The 21,277-nt window shown below is 72.1% G+C and carries 20 protein-coding genes; 15 read left to right on the forward strand and 5 right to left on the reverse strand.

Going from position 1 to position 21,277, the window contains the following annotated elements; translation table 11 throughout:
- Positions 1–137: 137 nt before the first annotated feature.
- Positions 138–344 carry a DUF1918 domain-containing protein gene (locus ACFXB5_RS08430; protein WP_020867170.1) on the reverse strand — a complete coding sequence of 69 codons (207 nt, stop codon included), beginning with the start codon at positions 342–344 and terminating at the stop codon, positions 138–140.
- A 66-nt stretch (positions 345–410) separates the two neighbouring features.
- Positions 411–1,586 (reverse strand): DMT family transporter, encoded by a 1,176-nt coding sequence (locus ACFXB5_RS08435; protein ID WP_385204054.1) that lies wholly within the window; start codon positions 1,584–1,586, stop codon positions 411–413.
- Here ACFXB5_RS08435 and ACFXB5_RS08440 point away from each other — a divergent pair.
- Both ACFXB5_RS08440 and ACFXB5_RS08445 read left to right on the forward strand, forming a co-directional pair.
- The gene (locus tag ACFXB5_RS08440; RefSeq protein ID WP_385204057.1) at positions 1,585–3,039 is read left to right on the forward strand and encodes a PLP-dependent aminotransferase family protein; all 1,455 of its coding nucleotides are present in this window, start codon (positions 1,585–1,587) and stop codon (positions 3,037–3,039) included. The two genes, ACFXB5_RS08435 and ACFXB5_RS08440, sit on opposite strands and share 2 nt — an antisense overlap.
- A 343-nt stretch (positions 3,040–3,382) precedes the next feature.
- Positions 3,383–3,955, forward strand: a complete 573-nt coding sequence (locus ACFXB5_RS08445) for a histidine phosphatase family protein (protein ID WP_256650962.1) — start codon at positions 3,383–3,385, stop codon at positions 3,953–3,955.
- Positions 3,956–3,979: 24 nt separating this feature from the next.
- Here the strand turns inward: ACFXB5_RS08445 and ACFXB5_RS08450 are convergent, their stop codons facing one another.
- Complete coding sequence (locus ACFXB5_RS08450; protein ID WP_385204252.1) at positions 3,980–4,489, reverse strand: GNAT family N-acetyltransferase; 510 nt, start codon at positions 4,487–4,489, stop codon at positions 3,980–3,982.
- 138 nt (positions 4,490–4,627) lie between these two features.
- Here ACFXB5_RS08450 and ACFXB5_RS08455 point away from each other — a divergent pair, with 138 nt between their 5' ends.
- Positions 4,628–6,847 (forward strand): NADP-dependent isocitrate dehydrogenase, encoded by a 2,220-nt coding sequence (locus ACFXB5_RS08455; protein WP_385204060.1) that lies wholly within the window; start codon positions 4,628–4,630, stop codon positions 6,845–6,847.
- A 115-nt stretch (positions 6,848–6,962) separates the two neighbouring features.
- On the opposite strand, the gene ACFXB5_RS08460 is transcribed toward ACFXB5_RS08455, so the two are convergent.
- The gene (locus ACFXB5_RS08460; protein ID WP_385204063.1) at positions 6,963–7,550 is read right to left on the reverse strand and encodes a TetR/AcrR family transcriptional regulator; all 588 of its coding nucleotides are present in this window, start codon (positions 7,548–7,550) and stop codon (positions 6,963–6,965) included.
- A gap of 70 nt (positions 7,551–7,620) precedes the next feature.
- On the opposite strand from ACFXB5_RS08460, the gene ACFXB5_RS08465 reads away from it, so the two are divergent.
- The 6 genes from ACFXB5_RS08465 (at position 7,621) to ACFXB5_RS08490 (ending at position 13,497) form a co-directional block, all read left to right on the forward strand.
- Complete coding sequence (locus ACFXB5_RS08465; RefSeq protein WP_385204066.1) at positions 7,621–8,514, forward strand: NADP-dependent oxidoreductase; 894 nt, start codon at positions 7,621–7,623, stop codon at positions 8,512–8,514.
- 94 nt (positions 8,515–8,608) lie between these two features.
- On the forward strand, positions 8,609–9,637 hold the full coding sequence (gene argC, locus ACFXB5_RS08470; RefSeq protein ID WP_385204068.1) for an N-acetyl-gamma-glutamyl-phosphate reductase: 1,029 nt from the start codon (positions 8,609–8,611) through the stop codon (positions 9,635–9,637).
- The gene (gene argJ, locus ACFXB5_RS08475; protein WP_385204071.1) at positions 9,634–10,788 is read left to right on the forward strand and encodes a bifunctional glutamate N-acetyltransferase/amino-acid acetyltransferase ArgJ; all 1,155 of its coding nucleotides are present in this window, start codon (positions 9,634–9,636) and stop codon (positions 10,786–10,788) included. Before argC ends, argJ begins: the two co-directional genes overlap by 4 nt.
- Complete coding sequence (gene argB / locus ACFXB5_RS08480; protein ID WP_385204074.1) at positions 10,785–11,738, forward strand: acetylglutamate kinase; 954 nt, start codon at positions 10,785–10,787, stop codon at positions 11,736–11,738. The genes argJ and argB overlap by 4 nt, the downstream gene beginning before the upstream one ends.
- Entirely contained in the window at positions 11,735–12,937 is a 1,203-nt protein-coding gene (locus ACFXB5_RS08485) for an acetylornithine transaminase (RefSeq protein WP_385204076.1), read from the forward strand. Before argB ends, ACFXB5_RS08485 begins: the two co-directional genes overlap by 4 nt.
- 8 nt (positions 12,938–12,945) lie before the next feature.
- Positions 12,946–13,497, forward strand: a complete 552-nt coding sequence (locus ACFXB5_RS08490) for an arginine repressor (protein ID WP_201854629.1) — start codon at positions 12,946–12,948, stop codon at positions 13,495–13,497.
- On the opposite strand, the gene ACFXB5_RS08495 is transcribed toward ACFXB5_RS08490, so the two are convergent.
- Positions 13,494–14,558, reverse strand: a complete 1,065-nt coding sequence (locus tag ACFXB5_RS08495; RefSeq protein WP_385204079.1) for a LacI family DNA-binding transcriptional regulator — start codon at positions 14,556–14,558, stop codon at positions 13,494–13,496. The two genes, ACFXB5_RS08490 and ACFXB5_RS08495, sit on opposite strands and share 4 nt — an antisense overlap.
- Before the next feature lie 154 nt (positions 14,559–14,712).
- On the opposite strand from ACFXB5_RS08495, the gene ACFXB5_RS08500 reads away from it, so the two are divergent.
- The 6 genes from ACFXB5_RS08500 to ACFXB5_RS08525 all read left to right on the forward strand — a co-directional run.
- On the forward strand, positions 14,713–15,534 hold the full coding sequence (locus ACFXB5_RS08500) for an ABC transporter permease (RefSeq protein WP_385204082.1): 822 nt from the start codon (positions 14,713–14,715) through the stop codon (positions 15,532–15,534).
- Positions 15,534–16,319: an ABC transporter permease gene (locus tag ACFXB5_RS08505; RefSeq protein ID WP_385204085.1), complete on the forward strand. Its 786-nt coding sequence runs from the start codon at positions 15,534–15,536 to the stop codon at positions 16,317–16,319. The genes ACFXB5_RS08500 and ACFXB5_RS08505 overlap by 1 nt, the downstream gene beginning before the upstream one ends.
- 11 nt (positions 16,320–16,330) lie before the next feature.
- A complete protein-coding gene (locus ACFXB5_RS08510; RefSeq protein ID WP_385204088.1) occupies positions 16,331–17,365 on the forward strand; it encodes an ABC transporter ATP-binding protein in 1,035 nt (344 codons plus the stop codon).
- Entirely contained in the window at positions 17,362–18,414 is a 1,053-nt protein-coding gene (locus tag ACFXB5_RS08515; protein WP_385204091.1) for an ABC transporter substrate-binding protein, read from the forward strand. The genes ACFXB5_RS08510 and ACFXB5_RS08515 overlap by 4 nt, the downstream gene beginning before the upstream one ends.
- Positions 18,411–19,433 (forward strand): nucleoside hydrolase, encoded by a 1,023-nt coding sequence (locus ACFXB5_RS08520; RefSeq protein WP_385204094.1) that lies wholly within the window; start codon positions 18,411–18,413, stop codon positions 19,431–19,433. Before ACFXB5_RS08515 ends, ACFXB5_RS08520 begins: the two co-directional genes overlap by 4 nt.
- Positions 19,434–19,496: 63 nt before the next feature.
- Positions 19,497–21,277, forward strand: a 1,781-nt coding sequence (locus tag ACFXB5_RS08525) for an adenine deaminase C-terminal domain-containing protein (protein ID WP_385204097.1), incomplete at its 3' end; no start/stop codon positions are given.

The raw sequence follows: 21,277 nt of genomic DNA on the forward strand, positions 1-21,277 counted from the left end.
GCGTACGGGACTCCGCCCCAGACCCCGGGGCCCAGGGGCGAAGCCCCTGCCACGCGGCGGAGCCGCATATCGATGCAGCGGGAAGGGGCGGGGAGGGGAAAGATCCGCCGCAGGCGTCAAGATCCGTCGGACACCCGCTATCGCTGCCCGGGTCCGGCGGCCAGGTGGCGGACGACCGAGTCGGGCCCGGGGGAGAACAGGCACTCGTGTCCGTCGTCCTCGTAACGCACGCGGTAGGGCGGTTCCCCGTTATCCCCGAGCACTTCGATGATCTCCGCTACACGATCGTGAATTCCGACAACCCTGCCGTGCACCAGCAGCTTGTCGCCTACGGTCGCCTCCATATGCGTGACCTCCCGTCCGCTGGAGGGCAATGCTCTGCTGAGGACAATGCGATCCCTGAGGCCAGTCTATGGCCGGTTGTCCTGGTTTGCTCCCGCCGGGGAGTGATTCCTGTCCACCACTTCGGGGATCCGGCCGGCCCCTTCGACGGTTTCGGACCGACCCGTTTCAACGGTTTCGGGCCGACCCGTCCGGCCGGGGCCGGAAGCCCGTACCACGCCCGCCGGGACCCGGGCCCGCTGTGTCACCCCGATGCACACCAGGACCGCGACGGCGGCGATCGGGGCGGCGGGGGTCAGCGTCTCGCCGAGCAGCAGCACCGACCACACCAGGGTGAGCAGCGGCTGGGCCAGTTGGAGCTGGCTGGCCCTGGTCACCCCGATGGCGGCCATCCCCCGGTACCAGACCACCATGCCCACGAACTGCGAACCCACCGCCAGCCACAGCAGTCCGGCCACCGCGCGGCCGCCGAGGTGGACGTCCTCGGCCGACAGTGCGAGCACCGCGCCCGGCACCGACAGCGGCAGACAGCCCACCAGCGCCCAGCCGATCACCTGCCAGCCCGGCATATGGCCGGCCAGCCGGCCGCCCTCGGTGTAGCCCGCGGCGCACAACAGCAGCGCTCCGAACAGATACAGATCGCCGGTGGTGGGCGCGCCGCCGCTCTGCTGCACCGCGAAGGCGATCACGACCGCCGCCCCGGCCAGCGCCGCCGCCCAGAACACCCGCGAGGGCCGCACGCCCGTGCGTACGGCCGAGAAGGCGGCGGTGGTGAGCGGCAGCAGACCGACCACCACGGCCGCGTGCGCGGTGGTGGAGGTCTCCAGGGCGAGCGTGGTCAGCAGCGGGAAGCCCACGACGACCCCGGCCGTGACGACCAGCAGCCCCGGCCAGTGGCGGCGGTCCGGCACCGGGACTCGCAGGGCGGCCAGGGCCCCGCCCGCGATGAGCGCCGCGAGCACCACCCGGCAGGTGGTCACCGACCAGGGGCCGAGGCCGGTGAGCGCCCAGGCGGTGGCGGGGAAGGTGAGGGAGAAGGCGGCCACGCCGAGCGCGGCGAGCAGGGTGCCGGTGCGGAGCGCGAACGGTGTCGGGAGCGCCGGGGCCGCGTGAGTGTCGCCCCGGCCCGAGGTGGGGACGGCGCGCGGGGCGGGGTCATCACCCCGGGCCGGGGCATCATCCACGGCGGGGTCACCGCTTACCGCTATCGCACTGCTGTCAGTAGCGCTATCCTGGGCTGTCATGCAACAGCGTAGCAGTGTGGTTGATCTGGCGGAATCGCTGCGGAAGGATCTGGACCGCTACTCACCTGGAGAGAAGCTGCCATCCAGCCGGGCCCTGGTCGAGCGCCACCGGGTGAGCCCGGTGACCGTCTCCCGCGCCCTCGCCGCGCTGGCCGCCGAAGGGCTGGTGGTCACCCGCCCGGGCGCCGGTGCCTTCCGCGCCGAGCGTCCCCGGGCCCGGGCGCCGCGGCCCGGGGACACCTCCTGGCAGGAGGTCGCGCTGAGCGTGGAGACGGCCGGTGAGTCGGTGCCGCGCTCGGTGGACGCCACCGGCGTCCTGGCCACGCTCGCCGCCCCGCCGCCCGGGATCCTGGAGTTCAACAACGGCTATCTGCACTCCTCGCTCCAGCCCGAGCGGGCGCTGGCCGCCGCCCTGGCCCGCGCCGGGCGGCGGCCGGGGGCGTGGGGCCGCCCGCCGGTGGAGGGGCTCCCCGAACTGCGCGCCTGGTTCGCCCGGGAGATCGGCGGCCCGGCCGGGGCCCTCGGTGCCGCCGACGTCCTGGTCACCGCGGGCGGCCAGTCCGCGCTCACCAGCGCGCTGCGCGCCCTCGCCCCACCCGGCGCGCCCGTCCTCGTCGAATCCCCGACCTACCCCGGGATACTCGCCGCCGCCCGAGCCTCCGGACAGCGCCCCGTCCCGGTCCCGGTGGACGCCGACGGGGTGCGCCCCGATCTGCTCGCCGAGGCGCTGCGGGCGACCGGCGCGAGGGTCTTCGTCTGCCAGCCGCTGTTCCAGAACCCCACCGGTGCGACGCTCTCCGCCGAGCGGCGCCGCGAGGTGCTCACGATCGCCCGTGAGGCGGGCGCGTTCGTGGTGGAGGACGACTTCGCGCGCCGGCTCGTCCACGAGGACGCGGGCCCGCTGCCCGCCACCCTCGCCGCCGACGACCCCGACGGGGTGGTGGTCCATGTCTGCTCGCTCACCAAGGCCACGTCGCCCAGCCTGCGAGTGGCCGCACTCGCCGCCCGTGGCCCCGTGCTGGAGCGGCTGCGCGCGATCCAGGTCGTCGACAGCTTCTTCGTCCCCCGCCCGCTCCAGGAGACCGCCCTGGAACTCGTCGGCGCGCCCTCCTGGCCCCGCCATCTGCGCACCGTGGCCGCCGAGTTGCACACCCGCCGCGAGGCGCTCGTCACCGCCGTACGGCGGGAGCTGCCCGCGCTGGAGCTGCGCCATGTCCCGCCCGGCGGCTACCACCTGTGGCTGCGGCTGCCCCAGGGCGCCGACGAGGCCGCCCTGGCCTCCGCCGCGTTGCGCGCCGGGGTCGCCGTCGCCCCCGGCCGCCCGTACTTCTGCGCCGAACCGCCCGCGCCGCATGTGCGGCTGAGCTTCGCGTCGGTGGCGGGCATCGGTGAACTGGCCGAGGGGGCGCGGCGGTTGCGCACCGCGTGCGAGGAGGTGCTGGCGGGGGCGTAGGGGGTGTCCGACGGGCCTTGGCGCCTGCGGCGGGCTGTTGTTCCTCTCCCGCCCCTTCCCGCAACTGGGGCTCCGCTCCAGGCCCCAGGCCCCAGGCCCCAGGCCCCAGGCCCCGGGTTCCAGGGGCAGCCCCTGCTGCGCGGCGGAGCCGCACACCCACACGGCCCCGCGCCCCTTCAGGGCCCCGGCGGCGGGTGCCGCATTCTGCCCGCCACCCACGATGCGCACGGTGTTCATGAGGCGGCCGCTTCGAGCCGCCCAGGTGATCCGGCGCACACCGGATCGTCCGGTCTACTGCCGGTAGCGGGTCATCTGGCCGCGGTCGTGACCGTACGATGCCGGGATGACGTTTCGGCTGACGCTGGTCGCCGCCGGCCGCAGCTCCTCCCGGCTGGGGGAGCGCTTCGGCGACGACCGGCCGCTGGATCCGGAGGGCCGGCTCGCCGCCGAGCGCGCGGCCCCCGGCCTGCTGCCGCTGGCCGCGGCGGAGCTGCGCTACTGCTCGCCGTCGACCCGCAGCCGGGAGACCGGCGACGCGCTGGGCTTCACGCCACTGGTCCAACTCGCCCTGCGCGACTGCGATATGGGCCGCTGGGCGGGCCGTTCCCTCGCCGATGTGATGGCGCGCGAACCCACGGAGGTGGACGCCTGGCTCGGCGATCCGCGCTCCGCGCCGCACGGCGGGGAGTCGCTGCACGCGTTCATCATGCGGATCGGCGGCTGGCTGGACACCCGCCCGGCCGAGGACCACGCCAAGATGGTGGCCGTGGCCGACCCCGGGGTGGTGCGCGCCGCCCTGATGTACGCGATCAAGGCGCCGCCGCACTGCTACTGGAACGTCGACATCCGTCCGCTCTCCACGGTCACCCTCACCGGCCGGGCGGGCGAGTGGCGGCTGCGCGTGGACGGTGCGTGACACGAACGCTCCCGGGGTCTTCCCTCACGGCGTGAGCTCCTCGGCCAGCAGATCCATCAGCAGCCCGTCATGCCACGTACCGTCGGCGCCGCGCTCATAGGACCGCATGACGCCGACGGGCCGGAAGCCGACCTTGCGGTAGCAGCGGATCGCGGCGGCGTTGTCGGCCGCCGGGTCGATCACGATGCGGTGGTGGCCGTGGTCGGTGATCAGATGGCGGGCCAGGGTGCGGACGGCGTCGGTGCCCAGCCCCCGCCCGTGCACCGCCGGGTCCAGATAGATGTCGATGCGTAGCGGCCGGTACTCCGGATCGGCCTCGGCCGACCACTGGATCGAGCCGATCACCACGCCCTCGTCCTCGATGGTCAGCTGCTCGGCGCCGGGCTCGGCCAGATCCTCGCGCACCGCCCCCACCAGGTCCTCGCCGCCCCGCCAGCGGGCGTACACCTCGGGCGTGGCGCGGATCGCGGCCAGGGAGGGAACATCGGAAGGGACGGTGGGGCGCAGCATCACCCGCGCGCCCCGCAGAGTCATCGGCATGGACCGGACGATCCCATCGGAGCGCGGACCGTGACCAGGGCGCGGCTTTCTGCCCAGGGCCCTTTCGGGAAAGCACTCGGCACCAGATATCTTGATGTCGAGCAATGTTGCAGACGTGGAGCGGAGCACCCGGTGACTGACTCGACCATCATCTATACGCACACGGACGAGGCCCCTGCCCTCGCGACGTACTCGTTCCTGCCGGTGATCGAGGCGTATGCCTCCACTGCCGGGGTCAGCGTGGAGAGCCGGGACATCTCCCTGGCGGGCCGGATCATCGCCCAGTTCCCCGAGCACCTGGAAGAGGGCCAGCGCATCCCCGACGCCCTCGCCGAGCTGGGTGACCTTGCCAAGACCCCCGCGGCCAACATCATCAAGCTGCCGAACATCTCGGCCTCGATCCCGCAGCTGAAGGCCGCGGTCGCCGAGCTGCAGGAGCAGGGCTACGCGCTGCCGGACTACCCGGACGACCCGAAGACCGACGAGGAGCGGGAGATCCGCGCCCGTTACGACAAGGTCAAGGGCTCCGCGGTGAACCCGGTGCTGCGCGAGGGCAACTCCGACCGCCGCGCCCCGGCCTCGGTGAAGAACTACGCCAAGGCCAACCCGCACCGCATGGGCGCCTGGACGGCCGATTCCAAGACCAATGTGTCCCACATGGACACCGACGACTTCCGTTCCACCGAGAAGTCCGTGGTGATCCCGGAGGACGGCTCGCTGCGCATCGAGCTGGCGGGCGACGACGGCTCCACCACCGTGCTGCGCGAGTCGGTACCGGTGCTGGCGGGCGAGGTCGTGGACGCCTCCGTGATGCGCGTCGCGGCGCTGCGCGAGTTCCTCTCGGCGCAGGTGGCCCGCGCCAAGGCGGAGGGCGTGCTGTTCTCGCTGCACCTGAAGGCCACGATGATGAAGGTCTCCGACCCGATCGTCTTCGGCCACGGCGTACGCGCCTTCTTCCCCAAGACCTTCGCCGAGCACGGTGAGACCCTCGCCGCCGCCGGTCTGACCCCGAACGACGGTCTGGGCGGCATCCTCAAGGGCCTGGAGGCCCTGCCCGAGGGCGCGGCGATCAAGGCGTCCTTCGACGCCGAACTGGCCGAGGGCCCGGAGCTGGCCATGGTCGACTCCGACCGCGGCATCACCAACCTGCATGTGCCGTCCGACGTCATCGTCGACGCCTCCATGCCGGCCATGATCCGCACCTCCGGCCACATGTGGGGCCCGGACGGCGAGGAGCACGACACCCTCGCGGTGATCCCGGACAGCAGCTACGCCGGGATCTACCAGGCCGTCATCGACGACTGCCGCGCCCACGGCGCCTTCGACCCGGCCACGATGGGCTCGGTGCCCAACGTCGGCCTGATGGCGCAGAAGGCCGAGGAGTACGGCAGCCACGACAAGACCTTCGAGATCCCCACCACCGGCACCGTCCGCGTCCTGGACGGGGCGGGCAACGCCGTCATCGAGCAGGTCGTCGGCGCCGGTGACATCTTCCGGATGTGCCAGACCAAGGACGTGCCGATCCAGGACTGGGTCAAGCTGGCCGTCACCCGCGCCCGCGCCACCGGCGACCCGGCCGTCTTCTGGCTGGACGAGGGCCGCGCCCACGACGCCAACCTCATCGAGAAGGTCAAGGCGTACCTGCCGGAGCACGACACCGAGGGTCTGGACATCAGGATCCTGGCCCCGGTCGAGGCGATCAAGCTCTCCCTCGAGCGGATCCGCCGCGGCGAGAACACGATCTCGGTCACCGGCAACGTCCTGCGTGACTACCTGACCGACCTGTTCCCGATCCTGGAGCTGGGCACCAGCGCCAAGATGCTCTCGGTCGTCCCGCTGATCAACGGCGGCGGTCTGTTCGAGACCGGGGCGGGCGGCTCGGCGCCCAAGCACGTCCAGCAGCTGGTCAAGGAGAACTACCTGCGCTGGGACAGCCTGGGCGAGTTCCTGGCCCTCGCGGTCAGCTTCGAGCACCTCGCGCAGAAGACGGGCAACGCGCGGGCCCAGGTCCTCGCCGACACCCTCGACCGGGCGACCGGCACCTTCCTGGCCGAGAACAAGTCGCCCAGCCGTCGCGTCGGCGGTATCGACAACCGCGGCAGCCACTTCTACCTGGCCCTGTACTGGGCCCAGGAGCTGGCCAACCAGACCGACGACGCCGACCTGGCCAAGGCGTTCGCCCAGCTCGCCGACGCGCTCTCCACCCAGGAGCAGACGATCGTCGACGAGCTGCTCGCGGTCCAGGGCTCCCCGGCCGACATCGGCGGCTACTACCAGCCCGACACCGCCAAGGCCGCGGCCGTCATGCGCCCGTCCGCGACCCTCAACCAGGCCCTCGCCATCCTCGGCTGACCCGCCTGGCACACCTGGCACGCCAGACGCACCACCGCACGACCGCACCACACCGCCCCCGACCGGCACTCGCCCGGCCGGGGGCGGTTCCTGTCTTACCCGGAGGAACAGTTCCTCACGTACGCCGAGAAGGTGAGGCGGCCTCCCAGGCCGCCTCGATCATCCGGAAGATCTCGTCCACCGCGGCCTCCGGCTCGGCCGCCTCACGGGCCACCGCATAGGCGTCGATCACGAACCTCGCGATCGTCCGGCAGGCCGTCGTGGTCTGCGACAGGCCGGGATCGGCGGCGATGGCCGTTGCCAGCGACTCCGCATGGCGCAGCCTCATCGACTCCTCGTACTCCCGCAGGGCGGGTGATGCGTCGATCATGTGCCAGATCGGGGCGGCGCTGTCCGCCGTGCAATGGCGCACCAGGGCCTGGATCTCGCGGCGCAGCGCGGGGAGGAGCGGTTCGTGCGGCGCCCGGCCGGTGACCGCCTGTGTGAGGCGTCGCTCGAAGTCCTGGTCCTGCTCGAACACCAGGGCCTCTTTCGCGGCGAAGTGGGAGAAGAGCGTGGTGACGGCCACGTCGGCTTCGGCGGCCACATCACGGATGCCCACCGCGTCGTACCCCCGTTCCAGGAAGAGCCGCAGGGCGGTATCGGCGATCTTCTGGCGGGTCGCGGCCTTCTTGCGCTCACGGCGTCCGGGCGGCACGGTCATGGACTCACGCTATCAGATGCAAAACAAAAACCGTTTTTAAACACTAACCGTTAGTGTTACGGTCGGCGGCATGAAGAGAGTGAGCTTCGCCGAGTTCGGCGGTCCGGACGTTCTGCAACTGCTGGATGCCGAGGAGCCCCACGCGGGCCCCGGCCAGATACGCGTCGCCGTACGGGCGGCGGGCGTGAACCCCGTCGACTGGCGGATCCGTGAAGGCCAGGTCCTGGGGGCCCATCCGACCGAGCTGCCCTCCGGAGTCGGTCTTGACGCCTCCGGGGTGGTGGACGAGATCGGCGAGGGTGTCGAAGGGGTCGAGGTCGGCGACCGTGTGTTCGGCGAGGGTTCGAGCACCTATGCCGAGTTCGCCGTGCTGTCGGCCTGGGCCCGGATGCCCGAGGGGCTGACGTTCGAGGAGGCGGCCGGATACCCCTCCGTGGTGGAGACCGCGCTGCGCGTCATCCGTGAGGTCGGGGTGCGGTCCGGGCAGACCCTGCTGGTCAGCGGTGCGTCCGGGGGAGTCGGATCGGCGGTCCTGCAGATCGCCCGCGACCGCGGCATCACGGTGATCGGCACGGCCGGGGCCGCGAACCAGGACTATCTGCGGAGCCTGGGTGCCGTCCCCACGACGTACGGCGAGGGCTGGGTCGAGCGGGTGCGGCGGCTCGGCCGGGTCGACGCGGCTCTCGATCTGGCCGGCTCGGGGGTGATCCGCGAGCTCGTCGAGCTGACCGGGGATCCGCGGAAGGTGATCTCCATCGCCGATCTCGGGGCGCCGGAGCTCGGCGTCCGATTCTCCGGCGTGGCCGGGAGCGTGCCGGAAGCGCTCGCCGAGGCCGTCGACCTCATCTCACGGGGAAAGCTCCACATCCCGGTCGAGAAGTCGTACCCGCTCGCCGAGGCCGCGGCGGCGCACATCGACAGTCAGGCCGGTCACACGCGCGGGCGCCGGGTCCTGCTCGTCTGAGCTCCGTCACCTCGGCGGTGGGAATCCGGCCACCCTTTGCATAAAGCTGTCGTGAATCGTATAGTCATGCCATCATCTAGGGAGGACGACGGCGATGGCCATACGTGCTGCGGTGGCGGGCGCGAGCGGATACGCGGGCGGGGAACTGCTGCGGCTGCTGCTCGCCCACCCGGAGGTGGAGATCGGCACGCTGACCGGCAACTCCAACGCCGGACAGCCCCTCGCCGGGCTGCAGCCCCATCTGCTCCCGCTGGCCGGGCGGGTGCTCGAGCCCACCACCGCCGAGGCCCTGGCCGGGCATGACGTGGTCTTCCTGGCGCTGCCGCACGGGCAGTCCGCCGCCGTGGCCGAGCAGCTCGGTGACCAGGTCCTGGTCATCGACTGCGGCGCCGACTTCCGGCTGAAGGACGCGGCGGACTGGGAGCGGTTCTACGGTTCGCCGCACGCCGGCACCTGGCCCTACGGCCTGCCCGAGCTGCCCGGCGCCCGCGCCGCGCTGGAGGGCACCAAGCGCATCGCGGTGCCGGGCTGCTACCCCACCGCCGTCTCCCTCGCGCTCTTCCCGGCGTACGCGGCCGGGCTGCTGGAGCCCGAGGCGGTCATCGTCGCCGCCTCCGGGACCTCGGGCGCGGGCAAGGCGCCCAAGCCGCATCTGCTGGGCAGCGAGGTCATGGGCTCGATGAGCCCGTACGGCGTCGGCGGCGGCCACCGGCACACCCCCGAGATGATCCAGAACCTGTCCGCCGCGGCGGGGGAGCGGGTGTCGGTCTCCTTCACCCCGACCCTCGCCCCGATGCCCCGCGGCATCCTCGCCACCTGCAGCGCCAAGGCCAGGCCCGGAGTCACCGGGGAGAGCCTGCGCGCCGCGTACGACAAGGCGCTGCGGGACGAACCGTTCGTCACCCTCCTCCCCGAGGGCCAGTGGCCCTCCACCGCCGCCGTCTACGGATCCAACGCCGCGCTGCTCCAGGTCGCCCATGACGAGGCGGCCGGCCGCGCCCTCGTGATCAGCGCCATCGACAACCTCACCAAGGGCACCGCGGGCGGCGCGGTGCAGAGCATGAACATCGCCCTCGGCCTCCCCGAGGAGCTGGGACTTTCCACGATCGGAGTCGCTCCATGAGCGTTACGGCAGCCCAGGGCTTCACGGCCTCCGGCGTCGCGGCAGGGATCAAGGAGAACGGAAACCCCGACCTCGCACTCGTGGTGAACACCGGCCCGCGCCTCGCCGCAACGGCCGTCTTCACCTCCAACCGCGTCAAGGCCGCCCCCGTCCTGTGGTCCGAGCAGGTCATCAAGGGCGGTCAGGTCTCGGCCGTCGTCCTCAACTCCGGTGGCGCCAACGCCTGCACCGGACCGCTGGGCTTCCAGGACACCCACGCCACCGCCGAGAAGGCCGCGGAGGTCCTCGGCCACAACGCGGGCGAGGTCGCCGTGGCCTCCACCGGGCTCATCGGCGTCCGGCTGCCCATGGACGCGGTGCTGTCCGGGGTCGGCAAGGCCGCCGAGGCGCTCTCCCCGCACGGCGGCGAGAAGGCCGCGATCGCCATCAAGACCACCGACACCGTGCACAAGACGGCCGTCGTACAGAGCCCCGCCGGCTGGACCGTCGGCGGTATGGCCAAGGGCGCCGGGATGCTGGCCCCGGGCCTGGCCACCATGCTCGTCGTGCTCACCACCGACGCCGACGTGGACGCCCCCGGGCTGGACACCGCGCTGCGCGCCGCCACCCGCACCACCTTCGACCGGATCGACTCCGACGGCTGCATGTCCACCAACGACATGGTGCTGCTGATGGCCTCCGGCGCCTCCGGTGCCGCCCCCGACACCGCGGAATTCGCCGAGGCGGTCCGCGAGGTCTGCGCCGATCTCGCCCGCCAGCTCATCGGGGACGCCGAGGGCGCCTCCAAGGACATCCGGATCGAGGTCGTGGGCGCGGCCACCGAGGACGACGCGGTGGAGGTGGGCCGCTCCATCGCCCGCAACAACCTCCTCAAGTGCGCCGTCCACGGCGAGGACCCCAACTGGGGCCGGGTGCTCGCCGCGATCGGCACCACCTCGGCCGCCTTCGAACCGGACCAGCTCAACGTCGCGATCAACGACGTCTGGGTGTGCAAGAACGGTTCGGTGGGCGAGGACCGGGAGCTGGTCGACATGCGCTTCCGCGAGGTCCGCATCACCGCCGACCTGGCCGCGGGCAGCGCCTCGGCGGTCATCTGGGCCAACGACCTCACCGCCGACTACGTCCACGAGAACAGCGCCTATTCCTCATGAGCCAGCCGACCACCACCCGTAAACACACCGCCCTGCCCAAGGCCCGCATCCTGATCGAGGCGCTGCCCTGGCTGACCCGCCACCACGGCAAGACCGTGGTGGTCAAGTTCGGCGGCAACGCCATGGTCGACGAAGAGCTGAAGGCCGCCTTCGCCCAGGACGTCGTCTTCCTGCGCCACGCGGGCCTGCGCCCCGTCGTCGTCCACGGCGGCGGCCCCCAGATCAGCGCACAGCTGGACCGGCACGGCCTGGTGAGTGAGTTCAAGGCCGGGCTGCGGGTCACCACCGACGACGCCATGGACGTCGTACGGATGGTGCTGGCCGGACAGGTCCAGCGCGAACTGGTCGGGCTGCTCAACCGGCACGGCCCGCTGGCTGTCGGCATGACCGGCGAGGACGCGCATCTGATGTCCGCCACCAAGCACTTCGCCGAGATCGACGGCGAGCAGGTGGACATCGGCCGGGTCGGGCAGATCACCGAGATGGACACCGGCGCGGTCCGGGCCCTGCTGGACGACGGCCGGATCCCGGTCGTCTCCTCCATCGCCCGCAGCGCCGACGACGGCCATGTCTACAACGTCAACGCCGACACGGCCGCGGCCGCACTCGCCGTCGCGCTGGGCGCCGAGACGCTGATGGTGCTCACCGATGTCGAGGGCCTCTACGCCGACTGGCCCAACAGCGACGAGGTGATCAGCAAGCTCACCGCGAGCCAGCTGGAGAAGCTGCTCCCGGAGCTGGCCAGCGGCATGGTGCCGAAGATGGAGGGCTGCCTGTACGCCGTGCGCAACGGGGTCACCACCGCCCGTGTGCTCGACGGCCGCGTACCGCACTCCATCCTGCTGGAGATCTTCACCGACGAGGGCATCGGCACGATGGTCCTGCCGGACGGGACCGCGATCGGCAAGGACGACCAGGACAGCAAGGCCGACAAGGGGGAGGACCAGTGAGCAACGCGGAGCTGAAGCGGCGCTGGCAGGGGGCGCTCATGGACAACTACGGCACCCCCCGCCTCCCGCTCACCCACGGCGAGGGCACCAAGGCCTGGGACGCGGACGGCAAGGAGTACCTCGACTTCGTCGGCGGTATCGCCGTCAACTCCCTCGGCCATGCCCATCCCGCCGTCGTCCGGGCGGTGTCCGACCAGATCGCCACCCTCGGCCATGTCTCCAACCTCTTCGTGGCCGAACCCCCGGTGGCGCTCGCCGAGCGGCTGCTCCAGCTCTTCGGCCGCTCCGGACGCGTCTACTTCTCCAACTCCGGCGCGGAGGCGGTCGAGGCCGCCTTCAAGATCGGGCGGCGCACCGGGCGTACCCATATGGTGGCCACCGAGGGCGGCTTCCACGGCCGCACCATGGGCGCGCTGGCCCTGACCGGCCAGCCCGCCAAGCAGGAGCCCTTCCTTCCGCTGCCCGGCGATGTGACGCACGTGCCGTACGGGGACGTGGAGGCGCTGCGCGCGGCCGTCACCGCCGACACCGCCCTCGTCATCCTGGAGCCCATCCAGGGCGAGAGCGGCGTCATCGTGCCGCCGGCCGGCTATCTGGCCGCGGCACGGGAGATCACCCGGGCCACCGGCACCCTGCTGGTGCTCGACGAGATCCAGACCGGGATCGGGCGGACCGGGCACTGGTTCGAGCACCAGGCGCAGGGCATCGAGCCCGATGTCGTCACCCTTGCCAAGGGGCTCGGCGGCGGGCTGCCCATCGGCGCCACCCTCGCCTTCGGGCCCGCGGCCGATCTGCTGACCCCGGGTCAGCACGGATCCACCTTCGGCGGCAACCCCGTCTCCTGCGCCGCCGGTCTCGCCGTCCTCGACACCATCGCCGCCGACGGCCTCCTGGACCGGGTCAAGCGGGCGGGGGAGCGGCTGCGTAACGGAATCGAGTCGCTCGACCACGCACTGGTCGCCCGGGTCCGCGGCGCCGGGCTGCTGCTCGGTATCGTGCTCACAGAGTCCCTCGCGCCGCAGGTGCAGAAGGCGGCTCAGGACGCGGGACTCCTGGTGAACGCGGTCGCGCCGGATGTGGTCCGGCTCGCCCCGCCGCTCGTCATCTCCGACGGCGAGGTGGACACCTTCCTCCGGGAGCTGCCCGCCGTCCTGGACGCCGCACATGAGGGAGACGGGGAACGACGAGCCGGAGACTGACGACACCGATGACCGAGGCGCAGCACACCGACGCGCAGGACGCCAACCACGGCGGACCGGCCGTGCCGCAGACCCGCACCGCACGCCACCGCCGGATCGTGGACATCCTGAACCGGCAGGCCGTGCGCTCCCAGAGTCAGCTCGCCAAGCTGCTCGCGGACGACGGGCTCTCCGTCACCCAGGCGACGCTCTCCCGGGACCTGGACGAGCTGGGCGCGGTGAAGATCCGCAACACCGGCGGTGAGCTGATCTACGCGGTGCCGAGCGAGGGCGGCGACCGCACGCCGCGCGCCCCGCTCGGCGAGTCGGCGAGCGAGGCGCGGATGGCCCGGCTGGCGGGTGAGCTGCTGATCTCGGCGGAGGCGTCGGCCAACCTCGTGGTGCTGCGCACTCCGCCGGGCGCCGCCCAGTTCCTCGCCTCGGCCATCGACTCGGCGGAGCTGCACGACATCCTCGGCACCATCGCGGGCGACGACACGCTCCTGCTGATCAGCCGCGACCCGCTGGGCGGCCAGGCGCTCGCCGACCATCTGCTGAGGCTGGCCCAGAAGGAGCGCTAACCCTTCTGGGCGCGCGACGAGGCCCCTGACGCACGCGGTGACGTACGCGGTGATGTGCGCGACGGTGCGGGCGTCGACCCGCGTGGCGGCGCCGCGGTGGAGTCGCGTACCACCAGCCGCGTGGCGATCCGGACGCGCGGTGGCCGGGAGCCCGCCGCGGGGGCCTCCCGTACCAGCCGGCACGCCTCGCTTCCCGCCTCCTGGAGGGGGACGTGGAGCGCGGTGCTGCCCGGCTGGGTCATGCCGATGACGGTCAGGTCGTCGGAGGCGGCGAGGCTGATGTCCTCCGGGACGCGCAGTCCGGCGCTGCCCAGTCCCATGAAGAGGCCGAGCAGCACATAGCTGCTGTAGACCATGACGGCGGTGATCCGGGTCTCCTGCCGCACCAGGTGCTCCGCCGTGGCGAGTCCGGCGTCGAACCGCGGCGGTACGGGATCCAGGACGATCAGTTCGCCGCCGCCGTCGGCCACCGCGGTCAGGGCGGCCTTCCGGCGCTGCCGGTCCATCCAGGAGCCGGGCGGCCCGCCGAGGTAGGCGATGCGACGGTGGCCGAGGCCGAGTAGATGGTCCATCAGTTTCGTCACCCCGCCGGGGGTGTCCACCACCACCCCGGGCAGCCCCGGGGCCGTGCGGTCCACCGTCACCACGGGCAGCCGCTCGGCGAACGAGCGCAGGGCGGCGTCCGGGCTGACCGGCGCGACCAGGATGAGCCCGTCGACCCGCGGGCCCAGCTGATGCACCAACTCCCGCTCACGGTCCGCCGAGTGATCGGAGACGCCGAGCAGGACGTTTCCGCCCGCCTCGGTGAGGGGCTGCTGGACGCCCGTGACGATGGGCGGGAAGAAGGGGTTGGCGAGGGTGGGGACGATGACTCCCACCAGCCCGGTGCGGCCGGTGGTCAGGGCGCGGGCGGTGGCATTGAGCCGGAACCCCATCTCGGCGGCCACGAGGGACACCCGCTCCCGGGTCTCCGCCGCGACCATGTCGGGCCTGCTGAGCGCGCGTGACGCCGTGGAAGTGGACACGCCCGCCGCTCGAGCGACGTCTGCCAGTCGAACCATCCGCCTCTGCTCTCTTGCCGGTTACACGGTTTTAACCGATGGCCGTTGACGGCCTCCCCGGGCCTAGCGTACCTTGCCTGCAACCGGTTGCTGCAACCGGTTGCATATCGATGGTCGTGCACAGCGCACCGTATATTCGACGGAGGACGGGTTCGTGTCCCGCAGAGCGGCGTCTGGCCTCTTGCTCCTGCCCGGGGTGGCGCTGCTCGCCTTCGGCTTCCTCTATCCCTTCGGCGTCACCCTGTTCGCCCCGCCCGCCGCCGAGCACCCCGATGTCCTCGGCGATCTCGGCGGGATGCTCGGCGACGCCTACGTCCTGGAGGTGGCGGCCCGGACCATCCGGGTCGCCGCCCTCACCACGGTCATCTGTCTGCTGCTCGGCTTCCCGGTGGCCTATCTGATCTCCCGGGCGCCCAGGCGCCGTCAGGGCCTGCTGCTCGCGCTCGCCGTCTTTCCGCTGCTGCTCTCCACCGTCGTCCGCACCTTCTCCTGGCTGGTCATCCTCGGCCGCACCGGACTGATCAGCTCCGTGCTGGTCGACCTGAAGATCGTGGACGGTGGCACCCAGTTGCTCTACACCGAATTCGCCCTGGTCGCCGGGCTCACCCAGCTCTTCACCCCGATCATGATCCTGACCTCCTACAGTTCGCTCTCCCATGTCGACGCCAAGCTGGAGGACGCGGCCAGGGGGCTCGGGGCCAAACCGGGCCGGGCGTTCCGGAGCGTGGTGCTGCCCCTCGCGCTGCCCGGCGTGCTGGTCGGCGCGACCCTGGTCTTCGCCGGCGCGGTCACCGCGTTCACCACCCCGCTGCTGCTCGGCGGCACCCGCAACCGCACGCTGGCCACGCTGCTGTACGACTACGCCAATGTGAAGCTCGACTGGAGCGCGGCGAGCGCGGTCGCCCTGATCATGACCGTGCTGGTGCTCGCCGCGAGCTGGATATCCGGCCGGCTGTCCCGGGTGGGGGCGGTCTGATGCGAGGGCGTCCCGTGCTCACCGCGCTGTCCGCGCTGGCGCTGCTGTTTCTGCTCGGACCGATCCTGCTCGTCGTCGCGATCGCGTTCTCCTCCGGTGACACCGTCGAGTTCCCGCCCCCGGGCCTGTCGGGGAAGTGGTTCACCAAGGCGCTCGCCCACCAGCCCTTCCAGGACGCGCTCACCACCAGCGCGCTGGTGGCGGCCGGAGCGACGGGCCTGGCGCTGCTCGTCGGCGTTCCGGCCGCGCTGGCGATCCAGCGCCGCCGGTTCCCCGGCCGCAAGGCGATCGAGGCGCTGTTCCTGTCCCCGGCGATCGTGCCGGAGCTGGTCCTGGGCTTCGCCCTGTTCCAGCAGCTGATGGTCACCCTGCGGATCACCGCCCTCGGGGCGCTGCTGATCGGCCACACCGTGCTGCTCCTGCCGTACGCGGTGCGGGTGACCGGAGCCTCGCTCGCCATGGCCGACCCCGCCCTGGAGGAGGCGGGCCGCGGTCTCGGCGCGGGGCCGCTGCGGACGTTCCTGCACATCACCCTGCCGGTGATGACGCCCGGCATCGTCTCCGCGGCCGTGCTGTCCTTCCTCACCTCCTTCAACAATGTGCCGCTGTCACTGCTCCTCAACGGTCCCGGTGTCTCCACCCTCCCGGTCGAGATGCTCCATTACGTGGAATTCTCCTTCGACCCGGTCGTCGCGGCCGTGAGCACGCTGCTCCTGGCGGGGACCGTGCTGGTCGCCCTGGTCACCGAGCGGCTCGTCGGATTCAACAAGGTCTTCAGCAAGTAGGGATGCGCCAGATGACGACGCCAGTGGTCCAGCTCCGGGCCATCACCCGGGAGTTCTCGGGGTCGGTGGCCGTGGACGCCATCGATCTGACCGTGGAGCGCGGACAGTTCACCGCCCTGCTCGGGCCCAGCGGCTGCGGCAAGACCACGACCCTGCGGATGATCGCGGGATTCCTCCCGCCCAGCTCCGGCTCCATCCTGCTCGACGGCGAGGAGGCCACCCGGCTGCCGCCCGAGCGCCGCAACATCGGCATGGTGTTCCAGTCGTACGCCCTCTTCCCGCATCTGACCGTGGAGAAGAACGTGGCGTTCGGGTTGCGGATGCGGGGCGTGCCCGCCGCCGAGATCCGCACCCGGGTGGGCGAGGTACTGGAGCTGGTCGGCCTCGCCGATCTCGCCCGGCGCAAGCCCAAGGAGCTCTCCGGCGGCCAGCAGCAGCGGGTGGCGCTCGCCCGCGCCGTGGCCATCCGCCCCTCGGTGCTGCTGCTGGACGAGCCGCTGTCCAACCTGGACGCGCGGCTGCGCGTCCAGATGCGGCAGGAACTGCTGCGCGTCCAGCGCGAGACGGGCCTGACCGCCATCCTGGTCACCCACGACCAGGAGGAGGCGCTGGAGCTCGCCGACTCCATGGTGATCCTCGACCACGGCCGGATCGTGCAGCAGGGCCCGCCGCGCGAGGTCTTCCGGGCGCCCGCGACCCGCTTCGTCGCGGAGTTCCTGGGCTATGAGAACTTCCTCGACCTCCCCGGCCGTGGCCCGATCACCATCAGGCCCGAGCACGTGGGCGTCCTCACCCCCGGGCAGAAGCCGCCCCCCGGCGGTGAAGTGGTCGAGGGGACCGTGGCCGCGGTCCGCTTCCGCGGTACGGACTTCGCGGTCACCGCCACCGTCGGCGACCGCGTCCTCCACGCCATCAGCACCGACGACACCCTGCGCGCGGGGGAGCCGGTACGGCTCCATCTGCCCCTCGCGCGGGCCGTCCCCCTGGCCGGCGACGACGGTGACGCCCGGCCGGCCACCTCGAAACAGCAGGAGTGTCCCGCATGACCCGCACCACCAGACTCCTCGCCTGCGCGGCGGCCGCGGCCGCCCTCTCCCTGTCCCTGTCCGGCTGCGCCGAAACCGCCGACGCCGACCCCAAGAAGCTGACCGTCTCCACCTTCGGCTTCGGGGCGGACCGCTTCGAGAAGACGGTGGTCGAGCCGTTCGAGAAGAAGACCGGGATCGATGTCACCGTGGAGACCGGCGCCAACGCCGACCGGCTGACCAAGCTCCGCGTCAACAAGGCGAACCCCACCGTCGATGTCGTCATGATCACCGACCTCTTCGCCGCCATGGGCCAGAAGCAGGGCCTCTTCGACAAGATCGACTCTAAGAAGGTCCCCAACCTCTCCAAGATCTACGACTTCGCCAAGAGCGAGGACGGCTACGGCCCGACGTACACCTATCAGCTGCTCGGCATGCTCTACCGCACCGACAAGTTCAGCGAGCCGCCCACGCTGAAGGAGCTGTGGAAGGCCGAGCACAAGGGCAAGGTCGCCGTCCCCGACATGTCCACCAGCGCCGGAATGCCCTTTCTCGAGGCCACGTCCGCGACCTACGGCACGGGCCCCGAGGATGCCGACGCCGGATTCAAGAAGCTCTCCGCCCTCAAGCCCAATGTGCTCAAGTTCTTCAACCGGAGCACCGAACTGGTGAGCCTCCTGGACCGCGGTGAGGTCGAGATGGCCCCCGGCCTCGACCTGTTCGCCGTGGACCCGGCCAAGGCCGGCAAGCCCATCGGCTGGGCGCCGTTCGACAAGGGCCGCTTCGTCGCCGCCAACACCGCCCAGATCGTCAAGGGCAGCAAGAACAAGGCGGGCGCCGAGAAGTTCATCGACTATCTGCTCTCCGCGGACGTCCAGGAGAAGGCCGCCGCCTCCTTCAACGACAAGCCGGTCAACGAGGACGCCAAGGTGCCCGCGTCCCTCACCAAGGTGGCGGGCAAGGCCGCGAGCGACCCGTCCGCCGCCGGGTTCACCTCCCCCGACCTCGGCTACGCGGTCGATCACAACGACGCCTGGGTGGACCGCTTCCAGCGCGAGGTCTCCGGATGAGCCAGGCCCCCCACCGGGTCATCATCGACTGCGACCCCGGGATCGACGACGCGATCGCGCTGCTGCTGGCGTACGCGTCACCCGAACTCGACGTCGTGGGGGTGACCACCGTCGCGGGCAACGTCGGACTCGATCAGGTCGTCGACAACGCCCTGCGGCTGTGCGATCTGATCGGCGGCGCCGCGGCGGTCACCCCGGTGCTCCGCGGCCACGCCGGGCCACTGGCCCGCGCGCTGCGCCACCCCGATGAGCCGGTGCACGGCGCGTACGGCCTGGGCGGTGTGGAACTCCCCACGCCCACCCGGGCCGCCCACCCCGGCCACGCCGTGGACTGGATGGCCGAACGGATCCGCGGCGGCGCCCCCCAGGAGATCACCCTCATCGCCACGGCGCCGCTCACCAACGTCGCCGCGCTGCTGCACGCCCACCCCGACGTCCGGGAGCGGCTGGCGGAGATCGTCATCATGGGCGGCGCGGCCTTCGCCCCGGGCAACACCACGCCCGCCGCCGAGTTCAACTTCCACGCCGACCCCGAGGCCGCCCGCTATGTCGCCGAGGCCGGGGTGCCGCTGCGCATCGTCGGGCTCGATGTGACGCGCAAGGCCCTGACCCCGCTCGCCGACGCCGAGGCACTGATCGCCGACGGCGCGCCCGCGACCTCGGCGGCCGGGCGGATGCTGAGCCATCTCATCGAGCGCTACGCCCGCCGCCACGCCGTGCGTGCCTGCGCCGTGCACGACGCGCTCGCTGTCGCGGCGGCCATCCGGCCGGACCTCCTCCAGTGGACCGAGGCCTGGGTGACCGTGGAATGCGCGGGCGAGTTCACCCGTGGCGCGCTGGTCGCCGACGTCCACGGGCGCACCGGCCTGCCGACCAACGCGAAGGTGGCGACGGGCGTCGACGCGGAGGCGTTCCGCGCGTTCCTGATGTCGCGGCTGCGCGGCCGCTACGGGGCGCACACCGCGCCCGCGCCGAGTGCCCCCGTACAGAGCGCTGCCGCGCCGGGCGCTTCCGCATAGGGCCAACGCACCCGCACCCTCCCACTCCCGATTCCAGAACAGAGAACGAGCAGGAGACCCCCCATGCCGATGCCAAGCCGCTGCGATCTCCTCATCCGTGGTGCCGGCGTCGTCTCGGTGCACACCGGCGAGATCCGGCCGGCGGACGTGGTGGTGACCGGGGACCTCATCCGCGCCGTCGCCGCGCCCGGTGTGCGGATCGACTCCGACCGCGTCCTGGACGCCGAGGGGCTGCTCCTGGCGCCCGGGTACATCGACGCCCATATGCACATCGAAAGCTCGCTGCTCACTCCCGCCGAGTTCGCCCGGATCACGGTGCGGCGCGGTACCACCACGGTGCTCGCCGATCCGCACGAGATCGTCAACGTCGCCGGGCGCGAGGCCATGGCCTGGATGATCGAGCAGGGCCGCGCGCCCGCGCAGACCATGCTGTGGGCCGTGCCCTCCTGCGTCCCCGCGCTCGAGGGCTTCGAGACCGCCGGATCCCGGCTCACCGCCGAGGACATCGCCGAGATGCTCGACTGGGACGGGGTGACCACGCTCGGCGAGGTGATGGACTACCGGGCCGTCGTCGCGGGCTCCCCGCGGATGCGGTCGATCGTCGAGGCCGCCCGGCGCAAGGGCGTCCGGCTCGACGGCCACTGCCCGGGCCTGACCGGCGACGATCTGGGCGAGTACCTCTGGGCGGGGATCGACTCCGACCACACCAAGAACACCCCCGAGGTCGCCGTCGAGAAGGCCCGGCTCGGAATGTTGCTGATGCTCCAGGAGAAGTGCCTCACCACCGAGCTGGTGGCCCGCCTCCATGAGCTCCCCGTCCTGCCCGACTTCTGCCTGGTCACGGACGATCTGGCAGCCGATGCCATCCTCGAGCGCGGACATCTGGACCATATCGCCCGGGTCGCGCTGGACGCCGGGCTCGGCCCGCTGACCGTGCTCCGGGCCCTCACCCTGCACCCGGCACGCCGCCTCGGCCTGGACGACCGTGGCGTGGTGGCACCGGGGAAGCGGGCCGACCTCGTCCTGCTGCGCGCGCTGGAGGACCCGACGCCGGTGACCGTCGTCTGCGGTGGACAGGTCGTCGGAGCCGCCGATGCCGACGCGACGGCCCCGGTCCACAATCCCTTCGCCGACTCGGTGCGCCTCGCCCCGCTCGACGAGGAGGACTGCCGCTGGCGGGTGGACCTGCCCGATGGGGAACACACCTTCCGGGCGCTGCGGGTGAACCCCGTGGACACCTTCACCGAACCGGCCGAGGTCGTGCTGCCCGTACGGGACGGCATGGTGAAGTGGGAGGGCAGGACGGCCGTGCTCGCGGTGTACGAGCGCCACCAGCGCTCCGGCCGCCGGACGATGGCCCCCGTGGTCGGCTTCGAGCTGGCCGAGGGCGCGGTCGCCACCACGTACGCACACGACAGTCACAACCTCACCGTCGTCGCCACCGACGCCCGCGCGCTGCGCCATGCGGCCAATCGGGTGATCGGCTCACACGGCGGTATCTGTGTGACCGTCACCGGAGAGCCGGTCGTGCATCTCCCGCTGTCGGTGGGCGGCGTGATGTCCCCGGCACCGGCCGCCGCGGTCGCCCGGGGCGCGGCCGCCGTACGGGAGGCACTGCACAGGTGGGGCTGGCGGCATCGCAATGCCTTCATGAGCATCTCGACCATGACGCTGCCCGTCTCGCCGCAGATCAAGCTCACCGACAAGGGCCTGGTGCGGGTGGTCGACCGGGCGTGGGAGCCGGGGGGGGGGGGGCGGGCGGCCGCGGGGGGGGGGGGGGGGGGGGGTGTGGGGGGGGGGGGGGGGGGGGGGGGGGGGGGGGGCGGCGGCGGGGGCGAGAGAGA

Source organism: Streptomyces sp. NPDC059455 (assembly GCF_042750115.1).
GTDB classification, from domain to species: Bacteria; Actinomycetota; Actinomycetes; order Streptomycetales; family Streptomycetaceae; genus Streptomyces; species Streptomyces endocoffeicus.

Coding starts and splice junctions, on each gene's coding strand:
- ACFXB5_RS08440 (WP_385204057.1), top strand. CDS start 1,585: ATGCAACAGCGTAGCAGTGTGGTTGATCTGGCGGAATCGCTGCGGAAG.
- ACFXB5_RS08445 (WP_256650962.1), top strand. CDS start 3,383: ATGACGTTTCGGCTGACGCTGGTCGCCGCCGGCCGCAGCTCCTCCCGG.
- ACFXB5_RS08450 (WP_385204252.1), bottom strand. CDS start 4,489: ATGACTCTGCGGGGCGCGCGGGTGATGCTGCGCCCCACCGTCCCTTCC.
- ACFXB5_RS08510 (WP_385204088.1), top strand. CDS start 16,331: ATGACGACGCCAGTGGTCCAGCTCCGGGCCATCACCCGGGAGTTCTCG.
- ACFXB5_RS08490 (WP_201854629.1), top strand. CDS start 12,946: ATGACCGAGGCGCAGCACACCGACGCGCAGGACGCCAACCACGGCGGA.
- argJ (WP_385204071.1), top strand. CDS start 9,634: ATGAGCGTTACGGCAGCCCAGGGCTTCACGGCCTCCGGCGTCGCGGCA.
- ACFXB5_RS08465 (WP_385204066.1), top strand. CDS start 7,621: ATGAAGAGAGTGAGCTTCGCCGAGTTCGGCGGTCCGGACGTTCTGCAA.
- ACFXB5_RS08520 (WP_385204094.1), top strand. CDS start 18,411: ATGAGCCAGGCCCCCCACCGGGTCATCATCGACTGCGACCCCGGGATC.
- ACFXB5_RS08435 (WP_385204054.1), bottom strand. CDS start 1,586: ATGACAGCCCAGGATAGCGCTACTGACAGCAGTGCGATAGCGGTAAGC.
- ACFXB5_RS08460 (WP_385204063.1), bottom strand. CDS start 7,550: ATGACCGTGCCGCCCGGACGCCGTGAGCGCAAGAAGGCCGCGACCCGC.
- argB (WP_385204074.1), top strand. CDS start 10,785: ATGAGCCAGCCGACCACCACCCGTAAACACACCGCCCTGCCCAAGGCC.
- ACFXB5_RS08495 (WP_385204079.1), bottom strand. CDS start 14,558: ATGGTTCGACTGGCAGACGTCGCTCGAGCGGCGGGCGTGTCCACTTCC.
- ACFXB5_RS08515 (WP_385204091.1), top strand. CDS start 17,362: ATGACCCGCACCACCAGACTCCTCGCCTGCGCGGCGGCCGCGGCCGCC.
- ACFXB5_RS08430 (WP_020867170.1), bottom strand. CDS start 344: ATGGAGGCGACCGTAGGCGACAAGCTGCTGGTGCACGGCAGGGTTGTC.
- ACFXB5_RS08505 (WP_385204085.1), top strand. CDS start 15,534: ATGCGAGGGCGTCCCGTGCTCACCGCGCTGTCCGCGCTGGCGCTGCTG.
- argC (WP_385204068.1), top strand. CDS start 8,609: ATGGCCATACGTGCTGCGGTGGCGGGCGCGAGCGGATACGCGGGCGGG.